Raw genomic sequence first — 22,964 nt, 5'->3', positions numbered from 1 at the left:
AAGGCCGGCCGTCTTTTTTGAAGGAAAGCGGTACCAAAAATGGTCAATGCCCGTACTCTCCACTTTTTTGGTTGTCAATTTTGTATACTGTGACTGCTTTTTTCCGGCTTAACGCTACTTAACCGAAGGGCACTACTTGCACTGCTGCTTCATTGATATTATTCCTCTAACGGCTGCGACTCTAAACTACCCCTATTAAATCAAACAATGGCTAAGGTAAAAAAGAAGCTGACAACGGCTCAAAAGCGTGCAAGAAAAAGGACAAAAGAAGAAAATCAAAAGAAGTACCTCTGGGTATTCCTAAATGGCAAGCAAGTAAAAATCAAAAGACCGCCTATGATCGAAGGAATTGATGCTGACGAGTACATCCAGCAAAATGCTGATCCCATTTGGCTGCATCAAAACGGCTTGTGGGAATACATAAAGGACGAGGGAGAAAAGCACGAAGCCGATACTGAGGACAGGGATAAACGGTAATGCCATTTTTTTAAATGGGCAAATTTTCCAAACGCTGACAAGCCGAAAACGATAAATTGAATGTCTCAGCTCGATAATCAAAACGCTCCAGCACAGCTTCCGGACAAGAGCCTTTTTTGTGGTTACGCGCATAATATCGAACAACACCGGCAAAATCTAAACGACATCGTTGAGTCGCATCTTGATGAGGCTAAAAATCGGGTCACGCCAGTGTATTTGACCTATTTTTCTTCCCCGCGTGTTGTCTTAAGCCGCCATTGGCGCCACCGAGGCGATATTCCCAAGGAGTTAGCTACCCTGCCTCGTTCAGCATGGGGCTTTATCAAGTCAGCCGCTACCCGTAAGAAAAATCAACTCAATTCTGTTGCTTTATCGGGTAAGCAAAATGAGTTGTATACCGCGATTGAAGTTGAATTGCTTGATTTACCCGGCTTGGACAAAAAGCTTCAGGATTATGTTGCTCATTATCAAGCCAATTTCGAGGCCCAATTGAGTGGTTTACTTGACGGACTGCCAACCCATCAGCGTGAAGCAGTTGAGAGACAACTCGCCCATCATATTGAACGAATGACGCTTCCTGTTGAAGGTTCGCGAGAAGCCTTGATGTTTTTATTGACCGGCTTACTCGGGAAGGGTCTGGGAGCCAGCGGCTTTGGCAGCAGCGTCGCTACAGGGCAGGCTGCTGCAACAGCGCTTTATACCAGCAATCTGTCCTGGTGGGGCAGTCTATGGGTGAGTCTAACCGGAGTTCCTGCTTGGGTAGGTTGGGTTGGGGCAACCAGCGGATTAATGGCAACACTCATCATCGCGCCTTTTTTATCACCATTGCTGGACGTTGGCATCAATCGATTTCGAGGCAAAAAAATGTTACGTGAAATCATTGAGCAAGTGAGGACGCGTGTCATCAAACCGCCGAACGACGCAGTGGATGTTTTAGGCAAGCTGGCGGTCTATCTGCAACTACTTCCCGACATTATTTATTTTGCCGCAAAGATCAAGCCCTGATTGAGATAGTGTAAACCTTTTTCCAGGCACCATCGCCTTGAAAGGCGAGTCATGGTGATTATGTGGCGGAATGGGTGGCGATAGGGATTAGCCAAAAGTTTATTGAGGGTATACGGAAGATGTTGTAACACTTTGTGTCTGACTTTCGAACCGACAATTTTTCGAGAAGATCGCCGACAGCAGCGCACCTAGTAGTACGTTTCATTAAAATATCTACATATTATGGTGGGCTAGTCGAGCCGAAAAAAACCTATAAAATAGGCATTCAGCAAGCTCATGCTGAGTGAATTAATTGTACGCTTTTTGGTGAAACGAACTAATAGCTATTTGTGCAGGCCACGACTGACCGCTTTATGGTAATGAATATAGCAGAATGAAGTTTGGGAATCGGCCAAAACCGGACAGACAGCTTTGAATTTTAAAATTGTGATGTTTTTATAAGTCATCTGCTATAGCAGATGCTTATACTGAAGTTTAGAATAGAGCTAGAACTAATAATTAAACATGATAAAAACTAAAAAGCCTCAATTTGGCGAACTACCGGCCAAGCATAGTTTTGTAATCAATCCATATCCGGATATGCGTATCACAAGCTGTCCCATGTGCGAACGCAAAACCGGACAACGGAAAGTTCCGCTGTTGATCCACATTAATCCTATGCATTTAATAGCTCTGAATTACACCTGCCGTTACTGTAAATCATGTGATTTGCTAATAGCTCATAAACATGAAATTGAGCATTTATTAACTGACCTGTTTAGCCAAACAGAGCCCGAGACAGTTGGAAATGAATATCTGATCATAGGGACGGTAGATAAAAACTCATGGCTGGAGAATCTCCAACAAACCAAACCATTACGAGAAACACTAGCGCATGTCAGCGACTTTGTTGTATTTCATCAAGAGTTGCGCGTAACTAGACCTGGTTGGTACGCGACTGGTCAAAAGGCCCCAAAAATGGAACCCCCTCCATCTCATGAGTGGGTAAAATCCGGAGCTATAAAACACCAAAAATAGTTTTAGTAGTGTATATCATGTCTTTCATGAATAAACTGTTTGGATGACAGCTTTGGGTCGGTAACGAGCATTGGCAGTCCAACCAACTATTGCGCATAACAAGTCAGTGCATTTTTAAACGATCCAACCGGATTTTGCACAAAACGGCGTGATTAAAAAGCATGAGCCGTTCTGATTTCCAACCCTAGAATGCAAATAGCCGAAATAAGCAAAAAAAGATTCAAATAGGATTTTGAAAGCCCATCAAACAAGAAGTTGGAGTCTGACGGTTAATCGTGACTTGCATGATCGATCGCCCATGTTAGAAATATCATTAACAAATCGATTTTTCTTTGCGAGGCAACATGACAAACCATATCGTCAAACCCTTCAAATTCTGCACGCCCGATCACTGGCTGCGTCGATGCGTTAATATTTGTCTGATGGGTGTCGGCGGTACCGGCTCTGAAGTCTTAACCAGTCTCGCAAGGATAGATTACGCTATCAGAGAGCTTGGTCATCCAGGCCTGCATGTAACGGCATGGGACGGAGATGTTGTTGAAAGGCCCAATATAGGACGACAAGCATTCTTTCCTGCCGATCTTGGGCATAATAAAGCAATAGTCACCATTCGAAGAATCAATTATTTGTTCGGGCGTGATTGGGTGGCCATGCCCCGCATGTTCGCTATTGACAGAGATTGCAACGGTTTGAACTGTGATCTACTGATTACCTGCGTCGATGTGGCACAATTCCGCGCCGACTTGGCAACGTGCAACAATAATCGCTATTCGAGTTGCGTTTGGCTGGATTGTGGGAACGGTGAAAGCACTGGGCAAGTCATTTTGGGAAGGCTTGGTCATGCCAGTGAGAATCCGGTCAAACTGCCTTCCGTATTCGATTTCCACCCGGAGTTGGATGGTATGATGGATCACAATACGCCATCTTGCAGCATGGAAGAAGCCCTGGCTAGTCAGGATTTGCCGATCAATCGTGCCATAGCCAACGTGGCAATGCAGTTGATCTGGTCACTTCTGCGGCATGGCGGATTAAATCATCAAGGAGCTTTTGTGGATATCCGAAATGGAACGCAGACGCCGATCAATATTTTTGAATAATGGAATTAAAGCAGAATGACTGATCAAGTTCTCAAAAAAGTTGCCGAGAAAATAGCCAAATGCCTAGCTCTGGCATCATCCGATAACCCGGCTGAAGCGGAAGCAGCCAGACGGCAAGCTGAAGCCCTTATGCGCAAACACGGATTGAACTGTGACGATGTTTCGGCTGCAAAGGTGCAAGAAATCGATGTGAATACAGGCTCGCATAGACCACCTGTTTATTTAATGCATTTGGGTGGACTTATCGCCCGAGCATTCTCTTGCGAAATGGTATCGACTACTCGAAATGATGGGTTCGGTAACCGGGCAAGTTTTATGACATTTTTCGGCGTAGGCGTTAAACCAGAACTGGCCTCGTACACATTCGACGTGCTTCGACGACAGATCATTAAAGACAGAAAAGCCTACCAAACAACACTTGGTCGATACAAACGATCGAATAAAATCAGAATGGCCAATCTGTTTTGTACGGCATGGATCGATCGAATCGCCAAACAAGTCCAGGACTTTTCGGGGAGCGAACAAGAAAAGATTGCTATTGATGCATACAAATCGCGAAGATGGGGTGACGATCTTGAGCAAGACAAACGAAAGCGGCCTAATATCGAGAGAGAAAGTGATGTCAAAGCGTTACAAGCCGGTTTTGATGCTGCAAAGGACATATCCATTCACCGACCGGTGCAGACCAAAGCAGGTAAACAGATAGGGCAAATAATGGAGGGTAATTAATTGCCGGTCAAAACCATTCTATTGTTTCTTCTTTTCAGTGGCCGTTTTAGGCGGTGAGGATAACAAAGATTCAGTAGGTTTAACCGGCAACAGCAGTAGGTGTAACAACCTGCAATTGAAAACCCAAAAACCTGCAATCAGCGGATTTTTCGACCGCGATTAAATGCAACTAACTGGCGTTTAAACCGAGATTATTTGCAACTGAACCTGCAAACCAATCACATCAACCTGCAATCATCCGCCGCAAACCAGGATTATTTGCAACTGAAACGGCAGCCTCGACCAGTACGGTTTAGGGCATCCGATTAGGGTCTGTTAAGTCAATGTTAGGCACACCACCAAGGCGTCCAGAAAACCTCCGTTTTTTGGACGCTGCATTTTTGTTTTATGCGGTGCAAAATTGGTGCTATATTGGTGTTTAACATGTTTTTGAAAGGTCAGACAATGGTAAGGCAAAGCATATCCGTATCGGAACCCAACGACGAATGGTTGAAGGCTCAAGTTGCCAGTGCAGAGTACAGCAGTAAGAGCGAAGCGATTAACGACTTAATTAGACAAGCACGGCGGCGGCAGCTTGAAATAGAGCATATTCGTTCTGAACTGATTAAAGCGGAACGAAGTGGTTTTATCGACGAGCAGCCGGAAGATTTATTGGCTAACTTCAAGGATGAAGCACGGCAAGATGGGCTGTTATAAACTTTCGAAAAAAGCCCGCACCGATTTGAAGAGAATCTGGTTATACGGCGTTAACACGCACGGAAATCAGAGAGCCGATCAATATCATCAAGGGATGCTTGATCGTTTTGCACTAATCGCAGAACAACCTTATTTATATCAGGCCGTTGACTCTATCCGTGCAGGATATAGGCGTAGTGTGTATGGCTCCGACAGCATTTATTACCGGATCAATGGCGACATAGTCGAAATCATGGCTATCTTAGGCTATCAGGGCACGGAAGACTGGCTATAACAAACTGTCGTGTATCAGCCGCCATTTTAATCTTTTGTTACCACAATAGAAAACAGCCTACTCCATCTATATGATGGGCAGATCAACGCCAAAGAACTGAGGACTGTTAACCTTGATTCGTCGTCCAACCCAGCCTATCTATTGCCTGGCTGAAGAGGCGGACATTAACCTGAGAATAAGAGACGAATCGAACCAGACATGGCCAACTAATCCTCACAAACTTTATAAATCGCCATGAATCAAATGCAACATTTGGACTATTCTTTTTGTGATGAGACAAAACTTTACTTGACTTCAGAACTAAAAAACAATGATTTCACCCAGATTGGTAGCCAAAATAGAACAAGAAGAGCCTACACTTCATTTGGCAGTCTTAATTGATGCCGATAACGCCCAAGCAGCTGTTATTGAAAATCTCCTTGCTGAGATTGCAAGATTTGGCGAAGCCACTGTAAAAAGGATTTATGGCGATTTTACATCCCAGGCAAGTTCATCATGGAAAAAAGTTCTACAAAAGTATGCCATTAAACCAATTCAGCAGTTTGCCTACACAACCGGAAAAAACGCTACAGACAGCACGATGATTATTGACGCCATGGACTTGCTCTACACACGTAAGTTTGATGGATTTTGCTTGGTTACAAGTGACAGCGACTTTACAGGTCTTGCGATGCGGTTAAGGGAAGAAGGGCTCACCGTTTTTGGATTCGGAGAGCAAAAAACTCCCGAGGCATTTCGGAATGCCTGTCACAAATTTATTTTAACAGAGTTACTTCGACCTTCACTTGATACTGAACAGGCACTTATTCTGGGTAAAACTGGAAGCGAGCAGTCTATACCTAGGCCCCAACCAGAGATCAAGGACCCCAATGTTGAGTTTCCAAAGGCATTTCTTTTGGCTGCATTAGATCAGTCTATTGATGATTCGGGATGGGCTAATTTGGGTACTTTTGGGAGCTATTTGACCAAATTACAACCAGACTTCGACTCTAGATTATTCGGATTCAAAAAACTCTCGGATTTAGTTAAGGCAAAGGTGGATTTGTTTGTGATTGAAGAGAGAAAAATCGAAGGTTCAGATCATAAGGTTTTGTATCTTCGAGCTAAGTAATTTAACGAACTGATCATCTATTCACTCCGACTTTGACATTAAGTTTCAACTCCCCTTAATAATACTCCAAAGCTGACGTTGGCTAAGGCAAAGTTTCACCAATTTGAAAAGCCTGACTGCGACCCACAACTGCCGGTCAGCTATGATTTTACGTTTTCCTAAATCGGACGGTCATGAGTCAGTCGTCGGCAGACAAACCAGTTATTTTTTAACATTGATATCTACTACATAATTAGGTTTTAAATACCCCTCTAGTAAGGCTCTCGCTATTGCATAGCTTACTGGCTTGTCTTCAGGTTCTTTTGCCTTTTTCAATAAGGCTCTCGCATTGATATACATGGTTTCGCATTGTTTACAGCTACTATCTTTCATACCTAGGGTATTGCCTTTGGTATGCAATAGTCTACCGGCCTTTATTTCTTGTTCTAAAAATTCTCTTGAATTACTCATTTTTCACTCTGATAGATATTTTCATTCGTATACCCTTCCTACGAACTGAAGGCTCTGTATTTTATATTCCAAGTTTGCAACCTTAATTTTCTTTGGAAAAGACAGCCTTAAACTTGTTAGCTGTTTCTAGATACCATTTAAAACCATCTTCGCGGTTTTGGTTTTCGAAATCGAACGGAAAAAAAGCCTGTATGCGACATGCATTTGTTTTTTCTTCCCATAACAGCCCTTCAATTGCCAGATTTTCCTCAATGGTTTCTTTATTTGAAAGGAATTCTTTAAAAAGAGTTTTTTTGTTAGGGATGTATAGTTGACAGCCAATCTGGTTTTTTTTAGTCAAAACTGTCAACGATATATGGCATTCGCTCCGTCCTATCCGAATGTCGCAATAGTACTGATCCCGAGTCGGTGGCCTTATTTGGAGCGGTGCATTGTTCGATATAGCGAATTCACTAAATTCTTGCCAAAATTTAATTTTTGTTGAATTTGGTTCTTGATCTGGTGGTGTTCTTTGATCTTTTTCAATATTCTCATATTCATCTAATATGCGTTCAATCACAGCACAAGGGGTGTCGCCAAAACCTTTTACATATTTCTCTAGCCTTGTGAATAATTTATCTGAAACTCGTATAACAGGACACATAACAACCTCATCTGTAAACATGTAGATCATTGTAACAATGCTTAACATGTTTACGCAAGTTGAGTTGTATTTTGCAAATAGTCTCGATTAAGTGTTATTCATCGCCACAAAGCAGCCAATGGCGTCAGGCAACAACTGGCCGGCTGCCGCCGATGACCAGTGACATATTTCAGTTGCAAATAATGTCGGTTTACGGCCGATGATTGCAGGTCAGCACGAATGATTGCAGGTTCAGTTGCAGATACTCTCGGTTTGAGCGACTGTCAGTTGCAATTAATTCCGGTCGAAAATTGCGCTGATTGCTGGTTTGGGGATTTTTGATTGCAAGCCGCTACAAGTAGGTATAACTGGCAGCTAGCAGTAGATTTAATCGGCATCTGCAGAAAACTTGGCAAATCGATTGAGCTATCTACCAGCCACAACGGTAGGTTTGACTGGCAACAGAAGTGCTCTGGTAGGTTTAACCGGCAACAGAACCTCTTCTTTTTCTGGCTTTTTGCCTTGTTAAATCTTAAGATTAAAATAAAACTAGAGCATTAAAACCATGAAAGAGCTTTACGAAGGATTAACCTACAAAAACCCTGATTTAAGGCGAGACTTTAGAACCGCAAAAATGGGTAGCGTGGACGACTTCGCGGAAACCTTCGCCCCTTTAATAGTTGAATATTTCAAAAAAAACACAGGCCAAGAGCTGGACTACGACAGCGCATATCAGGAAGCGTCCAATCTTTGGGGCTATCTTCGGGAACAAAAAAAACCAATCCCTTTAAATATTAGCGGCGTTGCCTATGTCACAAAAGATGACCTTATTAAATATTGCACCTCGGGAGTGGATATTCCGAAACCATTAGATTTTGTCGAATGGGATGATCCGTTTAACCGGGCTAACAATAAGCGCTTGAATTCGCCCGAGTGGTTAAGTAAAAGACATGCTTCTTTTGAGAGTCCGAAAGGACACAGAAACGAAGAAGAATATGTCAAAAAAACCGAGTAGAAAACAAAGAAAAACGAGTTGAGCACTTAACAATAATTGAGTAAGGGATTATGGAGCATTTTTTTTCAAGAAAAACAGGGTTATTGGATGTTGAGGCGTGGCGCCTGGTAAAGAGGTTGCGGAATATAGCAAGAAGAAACCGGTTAAATGTTTTTGTTTGGTGGAGGGTAACCAGGGTAATGCATCGAGCAGAAGATAGGTGGTGGAGGCGTCTAGGTGTCGATTCAAGTAAATAACTGTGTGGGGAATGCGGCCTAATATTCTGGAGGAATCCTGAATGACTGCGGCCATTTCAATCAATTCTTTTAATCTTGACTTTAAGGAAAAATCGGAACGCCATTTTCGCTCCGTTGCATCGCATTGTTACCCGACCGTCATGGGCTGACGAAGCACCGTCTTCCATTTTGCCGGTGCAGCACGTCGTATGTCGGACAGATAGATTTCGTGATGTTTGCCACGTAGTTTTGCCTTCGATTCGATGTAGGTATGTATGCGTTCAATCGTGGGGCCTTCATCGGAAAACGGGCCAATATGGAGCGTTTGAACACACAAGCCTTCCGTGAAACTTTCGAGCCGCAGTAGGTCTATTGCCTTAAGTGACTTTTTAGTGCGAACCTGATCAATTGCTTCGCTGATTGCATCGTCGGACGCAAAATCGGGCTGCATGATCATCATAGTCCATTTCCACGCCGACCTGTCCCCAGATGTGAACGACGACCAATCGTCTGACCACCAAAGCCCCTCTAGTGGCATCACCGAATAATCGACAGCAGAAAGCGAACGTTTCACGGAAAATTTCGTGACGTAGGAAACGGAGAACAATGCTTCGACTGCTTCAGCGTACTCGGTGGAGTTGTTTGGATCGCCTTGTCCGTCAATCATTAGGAAACGCATTGCCGGAACGTCAACAGTGGCTACCGACCTTGCCGGCGGCTTGTATAGATGTTTCAGTTCTCTTTTGAGGTCGATCTTCGACATGGCAGTCTTTGGCGGGTAACAAGTTATTATCCAGGTCGGGCTAACTTACGACTTTTTAAATCTAGTTGTCAAAAATGAGCCTCGGCACCAGATTTTCTAAACGGTTTAATCTACATTTTATGCATGATAAACAGACCGGGATAACGCCACATACTCAGGCAATCGGACGCCTGGGTTAAGATCATCTTTCATATCAGCTATTTCGTCATGCAGGTAATCCACCATTAATGGATCAATGAACGCACCCTGCAATGAGTCAGCCACCATTGCCATTTCATCAGAAGTCAGCGTAATTGGTGAACTTAACACAATATGCCAGTACCGTTCGCAAACTTATGAAATTCTGCCAGCAGCACTGGAATCGGGCTTGTGTTTCAATACTGGCTCAACTGAAGGGAATTTATAGGCAGTAAATCCGCGTGATTTTTCACTCATTGCCATAGTAACCAGAACTTTAACCAACATGGTTTGGATCTAAGCAATGTCATCTTTCCTGAAACATCCAACTGAGGTCCCCTCATTTGTATTCCGGAACAACAGTCAAGGCAGCCATCTTTCGGCAACCCACTCAACCTCTTTATGGTCAAGCTTGTGACCAGGAATGAAACTCAAGGATCGACCTGACTGCGAGGTACCATCGGTCCCTAAGTCGCCAAAGCCTTGCAGTTTCATATTCTCGTTGGCCACATCAAATCCATCTGAGAATTTAACGAGGATTTCGAGGCGTTTCATGGAATCTTCACCCACGTCTTTGGGTAGAAATAAGTCGCACCGGCCAATCCCGCCTCGTCTGGCAACACGACCGCGGATTTGATGCAGTGTATTCAAGCCTAATCTTTCCGGATGAATCACGGCGACATGGCGAAGACGTGGCAAGTCGATTCCGGTCTCAACGGCAATGGTGCTAATCAGGATGTCGGCTTCATCATTTCTCATGGCCGCGATCGCAGCCAACTTTTCTTCGTCCTTCAACTTGCCGTGCATGTATCGAACCCGTCCAGGAAAGTGGCGAAACCAAAGTTCAAATGCGCCCTGAGCAGATTTTCTGTCAATCGCTGCTTCTTCTTTGGATTTGGCGAGCGGATAGATAATCAACGCTTGATGTCCGGCAAGCACATTACGCTTGATGGATTCAAATAAAGCTTCCCGGTATTTAGGTGACACAAGTCTGGTCTTGATTTGCTTCTGGACATGGGCCTTGGTCAGTCTTGAAACCGACATGCCGCCCCATTCAAGCAAGGCTGCCGTGCGAGGAATACAAGTGGCGGTTGCATTGAGGATGTTGGTGGCTGGTCCGGCTAGCTGATCCTTTTGCAAAGTCCCGAACTTTTGCGATTCGTCGATGACCAATAAATTCGGATGGAAATTCTTAGGCAGACGGTGATGCAAGGCTGTTGTTCCAATTAAGAATTTGGAATCCTGCGTCTCATCGGAATCGTGAACAACAAGTCCAGGTGCTAAATCGGGCCACCAAGATGCAATGTTATCTCTCGTTTGAACAGCCAATGGTTGGTTTGGGCATAGCCAGATAACGGTACCTCCATTTCTTACAACAGCGGCACCGGCAGCTGCAGCCACATACGTTTTTCCGAAACCAACATCGGCACTCAGTAATCTAAGCATTGGTTGATCGGAAGCGATGTCAGCACAAATATCAGTAATAACATTACGTTGTTCTTCAGTGGGTTTTAAATCAGTTTCTGTTAGCAACGAATCCAGTGTCTCTTTAGGAATATAAAGAGCTGATTGAATAGTGCGTTCTCGATAAGTTTCCGCACAGGCACCGGTCAATACATCGTAGGTCGCAATGAGCTTCAATAAGCGGCATGCAAGTAGTCCATGGCGCACACTAGGTGGGAAATGAATGACATTCAAAAGAGATTCTATCGTAGGATTAGGAGGAAGCTCTTTCATAATGGATAGACGCAGAGTGTCTTCACCTGAAGACCATTTTAGTTTTTTCAGCAACCATTTAGCTGCAATTGGAATAGTCAAAGGCAGAAGATAATACTGAAATTTCTGGAATACTGTCTCGGAACTGATTACTTTAGCCTTCCCAGGATAAACAGGAATTACACGACCAATCAAAGCTGGGTCGATAAAGGATGGGTTTCGAAGTTGAGCAAACTGCATGTAATAGCCAACCTGGCCAGACAAGCACACCTTACACTGAAGATTGCCATCAAGATAGGCAGCATAAATTCTGGGATCTCCAAAGAATGTAGCGGATATCTCATGGCCGGATTCATCTATCAGCTTGACAACCGTTCTTGATGGAACGGAATTACGATGAACCAAGTATTCAATAAGCGTCCCATACAGAATCAGCTTGTCACCATCATGTAAGTCAGTAAAGTTGATGGTTAGTTGATCATGGTTCAAATCAACATATTTGGTAGGAAGAAAAAATGGCGCAAACTCAGGCGCAGAAATGCCTAATGACTTTAATCGACCAAGATTAAGTTTTTGTAATGATTTTGTGTTTGTCGAGACCATGGAGAAACGTGTGATGTTTCAGTGTAATTCTACGAGGAATGGTAACTTTAACGAAAAAACGGGTATTTACTGGGTTTTGTTGCCAATCTAATTACCACACCAAAGATTTTGGCTTCTCTTCTACTTCGGCATGCAACACTGACCCGTCCAGGAGGAATGTGTCAGCGGATTTCAGTTCGGGAAGGAATCGGCTAGGCAAACAGGAATCCAAGCGCAGCTTTCCATTCTGCTCATGGATTCTCTTATCACCAAACCAGACCCTACAAACATCAGATTTTTGCCTGATGCCACGGCCTATGGCTTGTCGCAGTTTTCTGCGAGTGCTACAGACCGAAGTCGCATAAAGCATAGATTTGATGCTAGACATAGATACTCCTCGTCTCGACATATTTTCTCGTGTGATCTGAATACGCACTGGATCGGGACGGGTGAACGGTATGCGGGTAATCACCAAATTCTTGACGAGTCCTGGCAAATTCACGCCTTCCCAGCAGGACGGTGACAGCAGGATTGCGCCTTCAGTATCGGCAAACTGACTGAGCAGATCTTGTGTAGAATCGGATTCAGTGTGCTGGATCAATGACAAAGTTCCGTGTTGCTGGTCTATGGCATCTGCAATCAGTCGAGTGTCACGATAGGACAGTGTTAGTGCCACTACTCGTTCTCCGCTACTGGATGCCTTGATAATCATTTTGGCCATGTAATTGATCCATTCCGGAGACGTTGAATACTCGTCGATATCTTCCTGTTTCAAGGTCGGTATTGGAGCGTTTTTGTCCGGAAGGGTAATTGAAATTCGCCCAAAGTCTTTCGGTTCGAATATGCCAGTGATAAGTTGATGGCGCCTGGCAAGAAACAGTCCCATTGCATTAGCGACATTTTTCAACGAAGATTCTTTACCGTCACTGAGTGTCGCCGAAGTAAGCAGTACAGAATCCAAATAGGATTTTCTGTCCTGTTGAGCATCGTTTCGCCATAAAAACCCTAACGCCGTCGCCGGATTGGGATCTACAAGGCGTAGCGATGGATAACGCCGTACTTCCGAGAAGGAAATAACCGGAATTGAAGAAGTTGACGTACCGAAAGCGCTTCTGTTAAGAAATCTGGACAAAGATTCTTTGTGGGCAAGAATATCAGCATACATCTCGCTGTTATTACATCGATTGGCGGATTGATCGAACAAAGGCAAAATGGTATTTAAGCGCAACTCGATCTCGGATAAGATTTTTGGATGGTCGCGGACATCAAGAAATGATTTATTTTGTGGGTCGAAATCAGCAACCAGTTTACAGATGTCTTGTATGCCATTAGCAATTAGTTTACTGGCTTTATCGGTTTCATAAAAAAATAGGGAGGTGATTGAATGTAAAGCAGCTGCTCGCGACGTCATGAGTTCTGCAGCCGACTCCACTCTATCGGCTTCATCGATCACGATCACCGATAAAGGCCTATCATCCTGATTATCTAAAATAGCCATTTCTTTGGAAAGCGCATGCATCAACGTCAGCGTATGATTGGTGACAATGACATCCGCTGATTTGGCTCGATCCTTGTGAATTTCATAACGCAGTTTTTCATCAGTGGGCAAATGGTGTTCGCAGCAGATTTCCGATAATGAGAGTTCAGACGGTATTTCACCGTGCCGAAGATTCCATTCAGACAATAGACCGGTTTTTGATTCGTCAGCCCATTTAATAAACAACTTCAATGAATCCGATACCTTGTCTTCTTTGATGCCTTTTTCAGCAAGGGCAAAGGCAATTCTCAATGGACTCACAAAGTTCCTCAACCCCATTCTCGGGGCAACCGACAAGGACGTTCCGGTAAAGTCTCGAATAATTTGTTGCGCAATCTCAATGTCACCAGCGGGCTTCAAAAGCTGTGACTGAAGTTGGGTGGTAAATGTAGAAATGGCAACCCGTTTTTTATGAAGAGCGGCATAGGCAAAAAGCGGTATGGCATAACCCAGTGTTTTGCCAATACCCGTACCCGCTTCGAGCAGACCGACAGCGGGTTCTGAATTCGAGCCATTCTCAAAGATACTTGCAACTTTTTCGGCATACTCAATTTGCACGGGATTCGGCATGTAGTTTCGAAAGATCTTCGATAACGCCCCTCCTTCTGCAAAGGCATCGCGAGTGATACCTAACACTGTTTGTTTTAGTTCTGACATGATAAATTACCGAAAAAACTAAGTTGAGAATACCCGGAAAAATCCGGGAAATATTTTAAAAAACGCTTACTGCAACCCGCGCACGCGCGGGAAAGGCTAATCATGTAATATTTTTTCTTTTATGGCGTAACTGCAACCCGCGCACGCGCGGGAAAGGCCTCGATAGTTAGAGCGCTTCTGTCGTGGCATATGCATTCACTGATTAAGCTGGTTTTAGGGTCGCTTCAGTACACCCATCCATGGTTGATTTAAAATGCTCTTCCGCCTTGATGAACAAATCAGAAAGCTTATCGCCCTCAATGACAAGATCAACAAAGGGCTCCAGAATGACTTTTCCTCGAAAATCTCCAATAGTGACTTCCCATTCACCCCGAACGACACCGCAGCCATGCGCATGATGCGCACCGAGTAATGGATTTTTTGCAAACCGACGAAGACCAGCGACCAGCAAACCCAGTTCAACCAAGTTGACACCGCGAGCCACGATTCTCTGATTAAGAGGCAAACAAGGCGGAATGACCTCATAACCAGAAAGAGGCATTTGTATGCTGACTGTTGTGCCAAATAGAGCAGACGCTTCGTTCATTTTTTCGGTTAACTCAGCAATCTGATCCTGCTGTTCTTGAATAGCGACGGCGGGGGCATTTGCTTTTTTGGCTACCTTGATTTCTTTATTCAAGTCTTCGATTTTGGCTTTAATCCGCGACATCGTTCGTCCGGCATTGCATACTTTGTCTAAAGCTTCTGCCGATGCTTCATCAAGCATGACGATTTCGGATGGGTTCCGTTGAACTGGATCTGTCCGAACACCGGTCACAATCGTCGGCTTAAATGGCGCATCAGGCATGGCGTGACCAATAGAAATTCGACCTTCTATCCATGGATGGGAGGGTTCAGCCGTTGCTCCGAATAATGAAACCAATGGGTTCTTATCTCGAAACTCCTGAATGAGATTAATGTTGACTTCCTTCATTTCACCGGAAGTGCTAACACCGCCGATGGTTAACAGCCTGTGCATACTGAGGCTCCACTTTTGGCCTTGCATCAATTCAAATAACGCGTCACGGCAGGCACGTCTAATCGATCCGCGAATACTGGACGCGGGAAAGTAAGGTACGAATACGCACTGATTAACAGCAGTGCCATCAAGAGACTCAAAATACTTGGCCATTCGCGGCAAACGAGCTGTTTTCTCATCGCCTTCGTTACCGTATTTATCGCGATCCCACCAGGTTTTCTCATTGTCTTGTTTCATGGGTGCGACAGCCAATGCGCTTAAGTCATCTGCCTTGATGTAGCCGTTCATTAGGAGATTTAATTTTTGCATGTGATTATCCAATTATTAGTGGTTGGTTATTTTTAGCATTCCAAAACCAAGACCTTTGTGTCGACCTATGCCAACAGTTAATGCCTTGGCAAAAAGATCACTGTCGGTGACTTTCAGCGCACCATTGAAATAAGCTCGATTTAGATAAAACTTAGGCTTGCCAGGCTTTGCGATCAATACGGGTTCCGTATCAAAGTCGAGCGAATCTTTAATGACTTCGAATCCATTAGGTTTAGATCTTGTGCAAATCCAGGCAAGAAGCTCTTTACGCGTCAAGCAGGGCTCTTCTTTGCCGTTTCCTCGACTGATCGTTGGCGAACAAACTAATGAAAATTCTAACGGTATACCTGGTTCGTAATTGATGTGAACTGGCTTTGCATTCGCTGGCAAGTGTTCTGGACTCGCTCGAATGGTAATAACTGCACCTTGGTTAAAAGGAAGTGGAACGAAATCATGATGAAAATGACGCTGATTATGAGGGGATTTGCCTAAAAACTGCCAAGCAGATTGATGCGCCTTGTAAGCATCTATGGTGCAAGTCGCGATCAGTTTTATTTCAGCTAAACTCGATTTAGTGTGCATTGACGCATCTCTTGAGCATTGAGTAATCTTTGGTGTCTGACATTGGCATTGCTTTGACCAACTCGGTGATACCGGGATGTTTTGCTTCTATTTTTTGAATAATCTGTCTCTGTTTCTCATTACCTTCTCCGTTTCTTAATTTTTTTGTGATGATTGAGTACGCGTTGGCAACATCGTTAATGCGGTTCATGTCGAAACCCATCCGATCAATTTCTTTGACGAATCGACGAATTATCTTTGCGTTATAGCGGTCTGATCCGATGTAAATCAGGTCTTTTGAATAACTGATAGATTGAGTTTGGCAAGCTCTCGCATTCGCAGTCTTAAATTCGACAACCAGAAACGGCGGCTCTGGTGGGAACATAATTGTTTGAACAATGGCTGAATTAGCGGTTATACGGACAGGGGTTATTCCTGGCACTCCGGTAAATAGGCTTGCGTACTTTACATTGGAGATGGTTGTTGCATTTTCTGATACGACAGCAACCCAGCCGTCATTCATGAACTGTGGAACGGGAAGTCCAATATAGCCACCCGCTAAACTGACACAAACATCGCAGAATGAATGTGTTGACCGGAGATGCAGCTGAACATGGGTCGAACCACATCCACCGCAACGATCGTTTTCCGTTCCAGCATAGGCATTTTTATTATTACCGCAAAATTGAAAAGCCTTTTTGCCGAAATTTTTGTAGTAGAACAGTAACGCTTCTTTATTTTTTGAGTTCATGCGGCAATATCCCTAACCATAGACAACTTCTTACAGAGAATACTGCGCGTTGTCGGGATGACGCACATGTCTGCAGACGCATAGTCGAAGTAATTTGGCTTGAATGTGGCTTTATCAATGAGACACTCTGCTTGATCAATCTCGAATAAATTGATTAAAGAGACGGGTATTGGTCGCGCAGGAGAACTATCAGGGAGCTTGAGTGAAAAGTCAGTCGTGATTTGTGTAGCGTTAAATTCGGCGACCTGACCAAAACCGGAATTGCAACGCTTTCCAACACCAGGCAGACAAGACAGCAAATGGCGTGTTTGGTCTAAGTCACCCTTGCCAAACCAGATTACTTTTGGATATTGGTATAGAGGATATTTATCTATCCTTGCTGCATTTGGGAAACTTTTAAGATGAAGAGTTTTTTTGGGTTTCTTAACTTTACCATTAGTCCATGGATGGAGATTTGGAATCTCGCAATCACGATTGGTTATCCGTGAAACGAAAGGCGCTTGACCGGTGATAGGGGAATCGCCAACCAGAATAGCGGCAGACGCGTGATAAATGCCTGCTGTTTGATCAAGAGGTAAGTCTTGCTTTGCTCCTCCAATCATCTGTAAAGATGCTGAAAGCAAAGAGTCCAACGTCAAATAGGCGTCATCCGTAATGATAAGTGGACTATCCAGTTTGGCCTCAATCAAAAATGGTGTTGTAGTCATAATTTTTTCCTGAAGTATTCGTGCTAATTCAAGTTCTCGTAGTCTTTAAAATACGCAATACAAACAACAAGCGTTTTTTAAAGAAACTTCAAAAAATATTTTGACTGATTATGACGATGTAATGCGAGACCGAAAGAAGGGCTAAAAATGACCCTTTAGTTTTTTTTGGTAATCGTAACCTAACTTCGTCACCTAAAAACGCAATTTCCTGCTATTTCAATCAGTTAAAAATTTTATCCGCTGTCAGTTGGCACTACGGATTTTTTGCAGCTCACGCTGGTTTTACGTTTGCCTAGCGGATCGGCTTTGATGCCTAACGCGGCGTAGATTTCTTGTTGCTGAACTTCGGCACGTGTCGTGGTGCGCAGATAGATGAGGGTCTGTGCGTCGGTGGGCAAAATGAGCGTGACCCGTTGTTGAGTGGACATAAGGGTGCGAATGCTGTCCCAGCTCAAATGGATGCCCTTAAGCTTTAATTGATGGCGCAGGGTGTGCACCAAGTGATAGGCCAGTAGGGTAATGAAGAGGTGCCCGGTGACGCGGTCTTCTTTCTGGTGATACACGGGACGCAAGCCCAGTTCGGTTTTCAGGCTTCTAAAGGTGGCTTCGATCTCGGTGAGCATGACGTAGGTGGTCCACAACTGCTCTTCCGACCAGTTCGGCATGTTGCTGCGCAGACAATACACCCCGCATTGGCGGTCTTTTTCAGCGCTAGGTGCTTGACGCTGCCAGGCGATGGCAACGGCGTTTTTGTGCGCGGCGTCCGGGGTCACGTCAATCTGATAGTCTTGGGCCACGCGGCTGTTTTTTTCGCGTAGGCGGCCGATGCGTTCCAGGATTTTGACATAGTTTTTCACCGTGCCTTTTTGACTCAAGCCGGCTTGCAATTGAGTCAGTGCGGCTTCCAGGCGTTCATGGAAGCGGTTGCGGATGGCGTGCTCCTTTTTGGCCTTCTGTTCGGAGTAGCAATAGAGGCGGATTTCGCCGCTGTCCGCATCGAGGTCCCTGTAAACCCGGACCTGGCTACGGCCTGTGTCGCGAATCAACAGCGCGCTGTCCTGTTCGCGCGGGTCTTTAACCTGACGCTCACGGCTGACCACGATATAGCGATAAGCGTGCTTGACTAACCAGGCGATATTGTCGGCACTGGCAATGCCGGCATCCAGGATAATGACGGGCTTAGGCGTCGCTAACGGGTTTTTGCCTTGCAGGCCTTCCAGCAGGGTTTTCAGGGTGGCCGGTTCGCTGGCATTGCCAGGAAAGACTTGGCTACCGAGCGGAAAGCCATCGCCATCCAGCACCAAGCCCAGTGTCACCAAGGGGCAATCACTGCGTTTTTCTTTGGAACGCCCAAACTGGGCTTTCGGATTGCCGGCGCACTGGCCTTCGAAGTAGGTGTTGGTCAAATCGTACAGAACGATACACCGGTTCAGATCAAACAGTGTTTGCTCCTGATCCGCCAAAAAGCCTTCCAATGCGCTCTGGTGCTTGAGCAGTTGGTCGCTTACCTTGTACAACCGGGTCAGGCTGGTGCTGCCAAAGTCGTGATCCAGTAACTCCCCCAGCGCGCTGCATGACTGTAACCACTGATGCGTGTGTGATTCGCTGCCCGGTGACACCATGCGGCCGATTATGCTGCCCAAGACGGCTGCACGATCGACACCATTAAACCCCAGCGCGGTCAGCTTCTGCTCCACTTGCAATTGATCGACCGCATGCAAGGCCAAGGTTTCCGTGCCGATACTGCGGCTTTCAACTGCATCCACGCGGTTGATGTCCACGCGTTGATAATCCGCCGTCGGAGGCTCAAGCGGCTGCGCCAGTTTATGCACGATTAAACGGCTGTATCGTTGGGCAGCGGTTTCCAGTAATACGCCGATCTCATCCGCCAGGGTAAACACTTCGACTTGCTGCGCTTGCGCGTCTTGTAGCAGTTGTTCAATTCGGGCCGTCAACAACGGCCAATACTGAGGCTCAATGGCAAAGTCTTTGCCGAGATTCAGCAGGGTACGCTGTTTGACCTGCTGCCCTTCACGCACCGATTCAACCAGTCGGTAGGTAAAGTAGGCTTCGCCATCATCCAGGGTTTTTGTTTTGGTTTTTCGAATATACATGCCGATAGCGTGCGGCAACCGGTGCAGAAAATCAACACCAAGCGCAAAAAATAATGGCACTACATTAGATTGACAAAATTGGCCATTGATTTTAAAGGACTTTTTTTCAAAAAATCGCCAGAAATCAAAATATCAATGACTTAGAGAGGTTTGAGTGACGAAGTTAGGGTAAAACCTTGTGGAATTTGTAATTGAAATATACGCCCAATGGGCGTATTGTTTAGCGATACTTTAGAATTGTTCGAAGCAGTAAAAGGAGTTTGTCATGATTAAGCGAACAACATTAAATTTAGGCGACGTATTGGTGATTACTGATAAAAACGGTGTAGAAATAATGGCTCTATCGTTAACAGAGCTTCAAGGTGACAATGAATTGTTAATTGATACATGCGATAAAAATACCGGATACAACCAAACCTATAATGCCCGTCAGATCATAGGAAAATTGAGAAATCCCGATGGCGAATAACATGCAATCACCATCCACAGAACAAATCAAAAAATCCCGCATGGACGCTGGTTTAACCCAATCACAGGCGGCATCATTGATTTACTCTGAGTTGCGTACTTGGCAGCACTGGGAAAAAGGCGATAGAGTTATGCATCCGGCGTTTTTTGAGCTTTTTACCATAAAATCTGCGATGAACAATGGGCGAAAGTGATTTTTCAGTTTCCACACGATTCTTATCGGATACCCGTTTTTTTGGGGTGTGTTTTTAGATGGATGGGCGTTCAACACTGAATGTTCATCGGATTGCACAAAATGACAGGTGCAAGTACGGGAAAGACTCGAAGCTTTTTAGGCTGCGATCCTAAGTTGCGATAACCCGCGCACGCACGGGAAAGACATTGGGTGCTACCTCTTACTAGCGCCCTGCGGACGATAACCCGTGCACGCACGGGAAAGACTGAGACGCGATTGCTTGGATTCGCTCATAGTCGCGATAACCCGCGCACGCACGGGAAAGACCTTGCTCAAGTGACTAATGCCGATTACAGCACACGATAACCCACGCACGCACGGGAAAGACACCGACATTTAGTGTCAGTTCTAAATTCACTATACTACAGGCAGTAGTTTTTGCAAATATTCCCTTTTTGGCGAATTGACATAATCTACGCACTAAAGGACGATGTTCTCTACATGGATCATGTCTGCTCGAGTCAGAGTCGTTTCGGTGGGCTTTTGGCTAGTCCGCCACCACCAGATTTTCCGGGCAACAACCCGAAGTTAAATATTCTTATCTGTCTTATCTCGTTAATTTTATTTTTAAAACTCTCAACAAATTCTCTATGTCCCTAACAGCGGCTGATCCGTATTTGCCAGACTCAATTTCATTAATGAGTATTGGATCACAACCGGACAAGTTCGCAAGCTTGAGAATCGGCAGGCGTTTCGCCGCACGCGCCGCCTTGATGGCCGCGGAGAATTCGGTAAAGGACAACGCCGCATGGGCTTGATCTTTTTGGGCTTCCGGACTATCGGATTGAGCGGCCATTTTATGCGGCCGTGGCGGCTTTTCCGATTTGCCAAGCCAACTCCACAGCTGGCATAACCCTAACCAGTAATCGTAAGCCGATTTTTCAGGTAGGTCTCGATGGGCTTTCCAGAAATTGATGACGTGGCGTTTGCCTAAGCGCTGAAGCGATGTCAGTCCCTCTTGGGTATCAATGAATTCCAGGAAGTTGATGATCAAAGAAACCTGCTTTTGACGATTCTGCTTGCCACCGCGGCGCACATAATCGTGGGTGTGCGATTCGAGTTCTTTAGCCCAGGTACGCATTGCTGATCTCCACGCGAGAATGACCTAATTCCATGGAGATTTTGAGGCGTGCTTCCTCGTCAATACGCTTGGCTTCCGTCTCGGAAATGGACAGGTATTCGGCAAGCTTGCCAATTCGACCTTTATGTTCCCAGCCGGCTTCCAGTGGACAAGGCGCTTTTACCAATTCTCGGTAACGCTTCTGAGCAAAGGCGTGGCGCTCGGGATGAAAGGACATGTCGTTGGCTTTGGCTTGTTGGTAGCATTCCTGGCGGAATTTGAGATAGGTCATCTCTTTTGGGATCATCGATCTTCCCGATTGAATCTCCGCCGCCGCTTCGATTACTTTCCGCATTTCGTCATCGCACGGTAATCGTCTGGGTCGGCCACCTTTGGTTCCTGATTGGATGGTGATGAAACCGAATTTGCCGAGTTGCTTCAAAGCGGCATTGGCGTCAAAGAGGCAACTTTCTTTGAAACGCAAACCCAGCGTCCGTTGCAGATCCATGATTCTCGCCAGCCGGTCATCGATCGCGTGCTGAACCGCTTGGTGTTTAGCTTCAGGTAAGGCTTTGGAGGTCTTGGGAATGTATTTTCTGCGTTCGATGCCACAATCTTTGCTCGGGCGAACCGTTTTCCATTGTCCGCCGGTAGCCAGGCGCATAACGCAATTGACGGTCGACACATAGTTTTTCGGCGCCGATGCGCTGGAATAGACGCCGGCTTCCAATTGCTTTTGCAAGTGCCGGCCATAGTCGATCACGAAGGACGCCGTCACCTGCTCCATTTTCTTTACGCCCTTTGCTTCGGCGTACACGGTAAACAGTCGCCAGCGGTCGATGTAATCGGATTGGGTTTTGAACCCATTCAACGAACGGTCTTTCAATAGCATTCTGCCCGCCGTAAACATGTCCCGGCTGCCGATATCATAATTTCGACTCACGTTGTTAACTCTCTAACGCCAAAGTAAACGCGGGTTTCCAGTGCTCGATAAATTGACGTTGATCTTTATAGCTGGTTTTCCCGGAAAAAAGTTCTGTCCTGAGATCGTGGCTTAGTTCATCTCGTAATAATTGTGCGGCTATAAGAACATTGGCATGAAGCGATCCGGATGCGCATGTCGAGCCGGTAGCCAAAAGCATTTCAAGCTTGATGTGCGACCAGTACAATGATCTATGCTCCATTAGCATATGAACCTCTGCCTGCTTGGCTTGGTTTTTATGGTGCATGTAGTGTTTTCGGTTGATCGTGATCTCGGTTTCCATCAGCGCTTTTCTTACGGCACCACCCGACCAATAGCCTTCGGACAGGCACAATCCTTGCGCCATCGACAGCGTTACGAAGTAGTCGTTTAACCAGCGTCCTTGTCCGATACGGATTCTGGAGAACACGTAATCTCGGCCTTCAATAAGTCGATGAGTGACGATTTTGGCGTTAATCCACTCTTCATAGGTCGGCCTGCCTTTCAACTTCAGGGCGGCGTGCAGGTCTCGCGCACTCACTGACCAAACAACAATGCCACGTAGCTTGACGCTAAACACTGGTACGGGGGCTGAATTGTCCTTGCTTTTGTTTATTGTCTTCATGGAATACCTTTGTTG

General features: G+C 45.3%; 25 protein-coding genes. 11 read left to right on the top strand and 14 right to left on the bottom strand.

Annotated features, from left to right (window positions below; translation table 11 throughout):
• The first annotated feature begins 207 nt into the window (after window positions 1-207).
• The 8 genes from GO003_RS24610 to GO003_RS24575 all read left to right on the top strand — a co-directional run bounded on the left by GO003_RS24610 (window position 208) and on the right by GO003_RS24575 (window position 6,406).
• On the top strand, window positions 208-477 hold the full coding sequence (locus GO003_RS24610; RefSeq protein ID WP_159656703.1) for a hypothetical protein: 270 nt from the start codon (window positions 208-210) through the stop codon (window positions 475-477).
• A gap of 60 nt (window positions 478-537) precedes the next feature.
• Window positions 538-1,482: a hypothetical protein gene (locus GO003_RS24605; RefSeq protein WP_159656701.1), complete on the top strand. Its 945-nt coding sequence runs from the start codon at window positions 538-540 to the stop codon at window positions 1,480-1,482.
• 504 nt (window positions 1,483-1,986) lie between these two features.
• A complete protein-coding gene (locus GO003_RS24600) occupies window positions 1,987-2,499 on the top strand; it encodes a hypothetical protein (protein ID WP_159656699.1) in 513 nt (170 codons plus the stop codon).
• A 344-nt stretch (window positions 2,500-2,843) separates the two neighbouring features.
• Entirely contained in the window at window positions 2,844-3,596 is a 753-nt protein-coding gene (locus tag GO003_RS24595; RefSeq protein WP_159656697.1) for a PRTRC system ThiF family protein, read from the top strand.
• A gap of 15 nt (window positions 3,597-3,611) precedes the next feature.
• The gene (locus GO003_RS24590) at window positions 3,612-4,325 is read left to right on the top strand and encodes a DUF7168 domain-containing protein (RefSeq protein ID WP_159656695.1); all 714 of its coding nucleotides are present in this window, start codon (window positions 3,612-3,614) and stop codon (window positions 4,323-4,325) included.
• Between the two features lie 423 nt (window positions 4,326-4,748).
• Complete coding sequence (locus GO003_RS24585; RefSeq protein ID WP_231089270.1) at window positions 4,749-5,021, top strand: ribbon-helix-helix domain-containing protein; 273 nt, start codon at window positions 4,749-4,751, stop codon at window positions 5,019-5,021.
• Window positions 5,008-5,295: a type II toxin-antitoxin system RelE/ParE family toxin gene (locus tag GO003_RS24580; RefSeq protein WP_159656693.1), complete on the top strand. Its 288-nt coding sequence runs from the start codon at window positions 5,008-5,010 to the stop codon at window positions 5,293-5,295. The genes GO003_RS24585 and GO003_RS24580 overlap by 14 nt, the downstream gene beginning before the upstream one ends.
• A gap of 310 nt (window positions 5,296-5,605) precedes the next feature.
• A complete protein-coding gene (locus tag GO003_RS24575; protein ID WP_159656691.1) occupies window positions 5,606-6,406 on the top strand; it encodes an NYN domain-containing protein in 801 nt (266 codons plus the stop codon).
• A gap of 201 nt (window positions 6,407-6,607) precedes the next feature.
• On the opposite strand, the gene GO003_RS24570 is transcribed toward GO003_RS24575, so the two are convergent.
• Together GO003_RS24570 and GO003_RS24565 are read right to left on the bottom strand one after the other, a co-directional pair.
• Complete coding sequence (locus tag GO003_RS24570) at window positions 6,608-6,856, bottom strand: hypothetical protein (protein WP_159656689.1); 249 nt, start codon at window positions 6,854-6,856, stop codon at window positions 6,608-6,610.
• A gap of 82 nt (window positions 6,857-6,938) precedes the next feature.
• Window positions 6,939-7,520: a DUF4268 domain-containing protein gene (locus GO003_RS24565; protein WP_206444678.1), complete on the bottom strand. Its 582-nt coding sequence runs from the start codon at window positions 7,518-7,520 to the stop codon at window positions 6,939-6,941.
• Window positions 7,521-8,043: 523 nt separating this feature from the next.
• Between GO003_RS24565 and GO003_RS24560 the strand changes: the two genes are divergently transcribed.
• Window positions 8,044-8,493 (top strand): hypothetical protein, encoded by a 450-nt coding sequence (locus GO003_RS24560; protein ID WP_159656685.1) that lies wholly within the window; start codon window positions 8,044-8,046, stop codon window positions 8,491-8,493.
• A gap of 363 nt (window positions 8,494-8,856) precedes the next feature.
• Here the strand turns inward: GO003_RS24560 and GO003_RS24555 are convergent, their stop codons facing one another.
• The 9 genes from GO003_RS24555 to GO003_RS24515 form a co-directional block, all read right to left on the bottom strand.
• The gene (locus GO003_RS24555) at window positions 8,857-9,471 is read right to left on the bottom strand and encodes a GyrI-like domain-containing protein (protein WP_159656683.1); all 615 of its coding nucleotides are present in this window, start codon (window positions 9,469-9,471) and stop codon (window positions 8,857-8,859) included.
• Between the two features lie 117 nt (window positions 9,472-9,588).
• A complete protein-coding gene (locus GO003_RS24550; RefSeq protein WP_159656681.1) occupies window positions 9,589-9,780 on the bottom strand; it encodes a hypothetical protein in 192 nt (63 codons plus the stop codon).
• A 231-nt stretch (window positions 9,781-10,011) separates the two neighbouring features.
• Window positions 10,012-11,967: a helicase-related protein gene (locus GO003_RS24545; protein ID WP_159656679.1), complete on the bottom strand. Its 1,956-nt coding sequence runs from the start codon at window positions 11,965-11,967 to the stop codon at window positions 10,012-10,014.
• Between the two features lie 91 nt (window positions 11,968-12,058).
• Window positions 12,059-14,140 (bottom strand): ATP-dependent DNA helicase, encoded by a 2,082-nt coding sequence (locus tag GO003_RS24540; RefSeq protein ID WP_159656677.1) that lies wholly within the window; start codon window positions 14,138-14,140, stop codon window positions 12,059-12,061.
• Window positions 14,141-14,342: 202 nt separating this feature from the next.
• Window positions 14,343-15,467 carry a hypothetical protein gene (locus tag GO003_RS24535; protein ID WP_159656675.1) on the bottom strand — a complete coding sequence of 375 codons (1,125 nt, stop codon included), beginning with the start codon at window positions 15,465-15,467 and terminating at the stop codon, window positions 14,343-14,345.
• 15 nt (window positions 15,468-15,482) lie between these two features.
• On the bottom strand, window positions 15,483-16,049 hold the full coding sequence (gene cas6e, locus GO003_RS24530) for a type I-E CRISPR-associated protein Cas6/Cse3/CasE (protein ID WP_159656673.1): 567 nt from the start codon (window positions 16,047-16,049) through the stop codon (window positions 15,483-15,485).
• Entirely contained in the window at window positions 16,039-16,779 is a 741-nt protein-coding gene (locus tag GO003_RS24525; protein ID WP_159656671.1) for a hypothetical protein, read from the bottom strand. The genes cas6e and GO003_RS24525 overlap by 11 nt, the downstream gene beginning before the upstream one ends.
• Window positions 16,776-17,486, bottom strand: a complete 711-nt coding sequence (locus GO003_RS24520; protein WP_159656669.1) for a hypothetical protein — start codon at window positions 17,484-17,486, stop codon at window positions 16,776-16,778. Before GO003_RS24520 ends, GO003_RS24525 begins: the two co-directional genes overlap by 4 nt.
• 233 nt (window positions 17,487-17,719) lie before the next feature.
• Complete coding sequence (locus GO003_RS24515) at window positions 17,720-19,660, bottom strand: IS1634 family transposase (RefSeq protein ID WP_231089269.1); 1,941 nt, start codon at window positions 19,658-19,660, stop codon at window positions 17,720-17,722.
• 205 nt (window positions 19,661-19,865) lie between these two features.
• On the opposite strand from GO003_RS24515, the gene GO003_RS24510 reads away from it, so the two are divergent.
• Together GO003_RS24510 and GO003_RS24505 are read left to right on the top strand one after the other, a co-directional pair.
• On the top strand, window positions 19,866-20,069 hold the full coding sequence (locus GO003_RS24510) for a hypothetical protein (protein ID WP_159655272.1): 204 nt from the start codon (window positions 19,866-19,868) through the stop codon (window positions 20,067-20,069).
• On the top strand, window positions 20,059-20,262 hold the full coding sequence (locus tag GO003_RS24505; protein WP_206444644.1) for a helix-turn-helix domain-containing protein: 204 nt from the start codon (window positions 20,059-20,061) through the stop codon (window positions 20,260-20,262). Before GO003_RS24510 ends, GO003_RS24505 begins: the two co-directional genes overlap by 11 nt.
• 588 nt (window positions 20,263-20,850) lie before the next feature.
• Here GO003_RS24505 and GO003_RS24500 read toward each other — a convergent pair.
• From GO003_RS24500 to GO003_RS24490, 3 genes are read right to left on the bottom strand one after another with little or no spacing between them, the layout of a single operon-like run.
• Entirely contained in the window at window positions 20,851-21,384 is a 534-nt protein-coding gene (locus tag GO003_RS24500) for a hypothetical protein (RefSeq protein WP_159655270.1), read from the bottom strand.
• The gene (locus tag GO003_RS24495; RefSeq protein WP_159655268.1) at window positions 21,368-22,306 is read right to left on the bottom strand and encodes an integrase domain-containing protein; all 939 of its coding nucleotides are present in this window, start codon (window positions 22,304-22,306) and stop codon (window positions 21,368-21,370) included. The genes GO003_RS24500 and GO003_RS24495 overlap by 17 nt, the downstream gene beginning before the upstream one ends.
• A gap of 4 nt (window positions 22,307-22,310) precedes the next feature.
• A complete protein-coding gene (locus GO003_RS24490) occupies window positions 22,311-22,949 on the bottom strand; it encodes an antA/AntB antirepressor family protein (protein ID WP_159655266.1) in 639 nt (212 codons plus the stop codon).
• Window positions 22,950-22,964: the final 15 nt, after the last annotated feature.

The organism is Methylicorpusculum oleiharenae, from assembly GCF_009828925.2.
In the GTDB taxonomy this organism is placed as follows: domain Bacteria; phylum Pseudomonadota; class Gammaproteobacteria; order Methylococcales; family Methylomonadaceae; genus Methylicorpusculum; species Methylicorpusculum oleiharenae.
The sequence above is the reverse complement of the archived record's forward strand: the minus strand, read 5'-3'. Positions and strand labels throughout refer to the sequence as shown.

Excerpts from the sequence above, each read along its gene's own strand:
- GO003_RS24540 (WP_159656677.1), bottom strand. The coding sequence starts at position 14,140 with ATGTCAGAACTAAAACAAACAGTGTTAGGTATCACTCGCGATGCCTTT.
- GO003_RS24520 (WP_159656669.1), bottom strand. The coding sequence starts at position 17,486 with ATGACTACAACACCATTTTTGATTGAGGCCAAACTGGATAGTCCACTT.
- GO003_RS24525 (WP_159656671.1), bottom strand. The coding sequence starts at position 16,779 with ATGAACTCAAAAAATAAAGAAGCGTTACTGTTCTACTACAAAAATTTC.
- cas6e (WP_159656673.1), bottom strand. The coding sequence starts at position 16,049 with ATGCACACTAAATCGAGTTTAGCTGAAATAAAACTGATCGCGACTTGC.
- GO003_RS24585 (WP_231089270.1), top strand. The coding sequence starts at position 4,749 with ATGTTTTTGAAAGGTCAGACAATGGTAAGGCAAAGCATATCCGTATCG.
- GO003_RS24575 (WP_159656691.1), top strand. The coding sequence starts at position 5,606 with ATGATTTCACCCAGATTGGTAGCCAAAATAGAACAAGAAGAGCCTACA.
- GO003_RS24605 (WP_159656701.1), top strand. The coding sequence starts at position 538 with ATGTCTCAGCTCGATAATCAAAACGCTCCAGCACAGCTTCCGGACAAG.
- GO003_RS24535 (WP_159656675.1), bottom strand. The coding sequence starts at position 15,467 with ATGCAAAAATTAAATCTCCTAATGAACGGCTACATCAAGGCAGATGAC.
- GO003_RS24500 (WP_159655270.1), bottom strand. The coding sequence starts at position 21,384 with ATGCGTACCTGGGCTAAAGAACTCGAATCGCACACCCACGATTATGTG.
- GO003_RS24510 (WP_159655272.1), top strand. The coding sequence starts at position 19,866 with ATGATTAAGCGAACAACATTAAATTTAGGCGACGTATTGGTGATTACT.
- GO003_RS24565 (WP_206444678.1), bottom strand. The coding sequence starts at position 7,520 with ATGTTTACAGATGAGGTTGTTATGTGTCCTGTTATACGAGTTTCAGAT.
- GO003_RS24580 (WP_159656693.1), top strand. The coding sequence starts at position 5,008 with ATGGGCTGTTATAAACTTTCGAAAAAAGCCCGCACCGATTTGAAGAGA.
- GO003_RS24595 (WP_159656697.1), top strand. The coding sequence starts at position 2,844 with ATGACAAACCATATCGTCAAACCCTTCAAATTCTGCACGCCCGATCAC.
- GO003_RS24570 (WP_159656689.1), bottom strand. The coding sequence starts at position 6,856 with ATGAGTAATTCAAGAGAATTTTTAGAACAAGAAATAAAGGCCGGTAGA.
- GO003_RS24545 (WP_159656679.1), bottom strand. The coding sequence starts at position 11,967 with ATGGTCTCGACAAACACAAAATCATTACAAAAACTTAATCTTGGTCGA.
- GO003_RS24560 (WP_159656685.1), top strand. The coding sequence starts at position 8,044 with ATGAAAGAGCTTTACGAAGGATTAACCTACAAAAACCCTGATTTAAGG.
- GO003_RS24590 (WP_159656695.1), top strand. The coding sequence starts at position 3,612 with ATGACTGATCAAGTTCTCAAAAAAGTTGCCGAGAAAATAGCCAAATGC.
- GO003_RS24555 (WP_159656683.1), bottom strand. The coding sequence starts at position 9,471 with ATGTCGAAGATCGACCTCAAAAGAGAACTGAAACATCTATACAAGCCG.
- GO003_RS24600 (WP_159656699.1), top strand. The coding sequence starts at position 1,987 with ATGATAAAAACTAAAAAGCCTCAATTTGGCGAACTACCGGCCAAGCAT.
- GO003_RS24610 (WP_159656703.1), top strand. The coding sequence starts at position 208 with ATGGCTAAGGTAAAAAAGAAGCTGACAACGGCTCAAAAGCGTGCAAGA.
- GO003_RS24505 (WP_206444644.1), top strand. The coding sequence starts at position 20,059 with ATGGCGAATAACATGCAATCACCATCCACAGAACAAATCAAAAAATCC.
- GO003_RS24490 (WP_159655266.1), bottom strand. The coding sequence starts at position 22,949 with ATGAAGACAATAAACAAAAGCAAGGACAATTCAGCCCCCGTACCAGTG.